The organism is Sphingomonas sp. PL-96, assembly GCF_020707215.1.
Lineage (GTDB): Bacteria > Pseudomonadota > Alphaproteobacteria > Sphingomonadales > Sphingomonadaceae > Sphingomonas.
The window spans coordinates 2,501-5,694 of sequence record NZ_JAJFET010000019.1; the positions used below are offsets into that span (position 1 = coordinate 2,501).

The 3,194-nt window shown below is 54.9% G+C and carries 1 tRNA gene and 2 rRNA genes (1 of these 3 cut by a window edge); all 3 read left to right on the plus strand.

The annotated features are described in order from the left end of the window. Positions 1-2,787, plus strand: a 23S ribosomal RNA gene (locus LK533_RS17715) (it extends 6 nt beyond the left edge of the window). A 103-nt stretch (positions 2,788-2,890) separates the two neighbouring features. After that, a 5S ribosomal RNA gene (rrf, locus tag LK533_RS17720) occupies positions 2,891-3,005 on the plus strand. Positions 3,006-3,054: 49 nt separating this feature from the next. Next, positions 3,055-3,131, plus strand: a tRNA-Met gene (locus tag LK533_RS17725). The last annotated feature ends 63 nt before the right edge of the window (positions 3,132-3,194 follow it).

The window sequence follows — 3,194 nt, forward strand, 5'->3', positions numbered from 1 at the left end:
TGAGGTAAGGGCAATTCGTGGATGCCTTGGCATGTACAGGCGATGAAGGACGTGGCACGCTGCGATAAGCGTCGGTGAGGTGTGAGCAACCTTTGACCCGACGATTTCCGAATGGGGGAACCCACCTTCACCATTTAATTCAGCCGGTGTGCAAACATCGGCCGGGTTAAATGGGAAAGGTATCACCGAAGTGAATACATAGCTTTGGTGAAGCGAACCCGGTGAACTGAAACATCTCAGTAGCCGGAGGAAAAGACATCAACCGAGATTCCGTTAGTAGTGGCGAGCGAACGCGGACCAGGCCAGTGCCTGACATTCAACTAGCAGAACACATTGGAAAGTGTGGCCATAGCGGGTGACAGCCCCGTATGCGAAAGTGATGTGTTGGGACTCGAGTAGGGCGGGACACGTGAAATCCTGTCTGAACATGGGGGGACCACCCTCCAAGCCTAAATACTCGTACATGACCGATAGCGAACTAGTACCGTGAGGGAAAGGTGAAAAGCACCCCGATGAGGGGAGTGAAACAGTACCTGAAACGGATTGCCTACAAGCAGTGGGAGCCTCTTTATGGGGTGACCGCGTACCTCTTGCATAATGGGTCTGTGACTTAATGTATCAAGCAAGCTTAAGCCGTTAGGTGTAGGCGCAGCGAAAGCGAGTCTGAATAGGGCGACGAAGTTTGATGCATTAGACCCGAAACCCGGCGATCTATGCATGACCAGGATGAAGGTGCGGTAACACGCACTGGAGGTCCGAACCGATTAACGTTGAAAAGTTACCGGATGAGTTGTGCTTAGGGGTGAAAGGCCAATCAAGCCGGGAAATAGCTGGTTCTCCGCGAAAACTATTGAGGTAGTGCCTCGAGCGAATACCCTAGGGGGTAGAGCACTGGATGGGCTAGGGGGTCGCGAGATCTACCAAACCTAACCAAACTCCGAATACCTAGGAGTACTACTCGGGAGACAGACGGCGGGTGCTAAGGTCCGTCGTCAAAAGGGAAACAGCCCTGACCTACAGCTAAGGTCCCCAAGTCGTGTCTAAGTGGGAAAGCATGTGGGAATCCCAAAACAACCAGGAGGTTGGCTTAGAAGCAGCCATCCTTTAAAGAAAGCGTAACAGCTCACTGGTCTAATCAAGGGTTCCTGCGGCGAAGATGTAACGGGGCTCAAGACACGCACCGAAGCTTAGGGTGTGATCTTTGATCACGCGGTAGCGGAGCGTTCCGTACGCCTGTGAAGCGGGAGGGTAACCGACCGTGGAGGTATCGGAAGTGCGAATGCAGACATGAGTAGCGATAAAGAGGGTGAGATGCCCTCTCGCCGAAAGACCAAGGGTTCCTGCGCAAGGCTAATCCGCGCAGGGTGAGCCGGCCCCTAAGACGAGCCCGAAGGGGGTAGTCGATGGGAATGCGGTTAATATTCCGCAGCCTGGTGGTGTGTGACGGATGGCGTGTGTTGTCAGCTCTTATCGGATTGAGCTGGCTTCGAAGCTGTCCCGGGAAATAGCCCCACCGTATAGACCGTACCCGAAACCGACACAGGTGGTCAGGTAGAGTATACCAAGGCGCTTGAGAGAAGTGTCCTGAAGGAACTCGGCAAATTGCCTCCGTACCTTCGGAAGAAGGAGGCCCCAACTAAGCGCAAGCTCTGTTGGGGGGCACAGGCCAGGGGGTAGCGACTGTTTAGCAAAAACACAGGGCTCTGCTAAGTCGGCTTCAAGACGACGTATAGGGTCTGACGCCTGCCCGGTGCCTGAAGGTTAAGTGGAGGGGTGCAAGCTCCGAAATGAAGCCCAGGTAAACGGCGGCCGTAACTATAACGGTCCTAAGGTAGCGAAATTCCTTGTCGGGTAAGTTCCGACCTGCACGAATGGCGTAACGACTTCCCCACTGTCTCCAGGACATGCTCAGCGAAATTGAATTCTCCGTGAAGATGCGGAGTACCCGCGGTTAGACGGAAAGACCCCGTGCACCTTTACTGCAGCTTCAGAGTGGCAGTGGAGAACAACTGTGTAGAATAGGTGGGAGGCTTTGAAGCACCGGCGCCAGCTGGTGTGGAGCCACCAAGTGAAATACCACCCTGTTGTTCTTTACTGTCTAACCTGCGCCCATGAAACTGGGCGAGGGACCCTCTGTGGCGGGTAGTTTGACTGGGGCGGTCGCCTCCTAAAGAGTAACGGAGGCGCGCGAAGGTTGGCTCAGGCCGGTTGGAAACCGGCTGTTAGAGTGCAATGGCATAAGCCAGCCTGACTGCGAGACTGACAAGTCGAGCAGAGACGAAAGTCGGTCATAGTGATCCGGTGGTCCCTCGTGGAAGGGCCATCGCTCAACGGATAAAAGGTACGCCGGGGATAACAGGCTGATAACCCCCAAGAGCTCATATCGACGGGGTTGTTTGGCACCTCGATGTCGGCTCATCACATCCTGGGGCTGGAGCAGGTCCCAAGGGTTTGGCTGTTCGCCAATTAAAGTGGTACGTGAGCTGGGTTCAGAACGTCGCGAGACAGTTTGGTCCCTATCTGCCGTGGGCGTCGAAATTTGAGAGGAGTTGACCCTAGTACGAGAGGACCGGGTTGAACGTACCTCTGGTGTACCTGTCGTCGTGCCAACGGCGCAGCAGGGTAGCTATGTACGGACGGGATAACCGCTGAAAGCATCTAAGCGGGAAGCCTCCCTCGAGATAAGATTTCATAGGACGGTCGGAGACCACGACCTTGATAGATCGGATGTGGAAGCGCGGTAACGCGTGTAGCTAACCGATACTAATTGTCCTATTCGCGCTTGAGAGTTGCACACCATCAACGACAACCCTGGGTTGTCACCCGATGCGGATGTACTCCCAGCCTTGAACCAATCGATTTGAAAAACTTGTGTGCACCGGCTTCATTGCTTGGTGGCTATAGCGTCTGTGACCCACCCGATCCCATCCCGAACTCGGCCGTGAAACCAGACCGCGCCAATGGTACTATCGCTCAAGCGATGGAAGAGTAGGTCGTCGCCAGGCATTGAAGCCCGTGCTCACAAACCCATTCACAATGCAAATCCACACCTGTCGCGGGGTGGAGCAGCCCGGTAGCTCGTCAGGCTCATAACCTGAAGGTCACAGGTTCAAATCCTGTCCCCGCAACCACACACAAAACAGCCCCGTCTCACCAGAGACGGGGCTGTTTGCGTTTGAGCCGTCAGCAGCAGG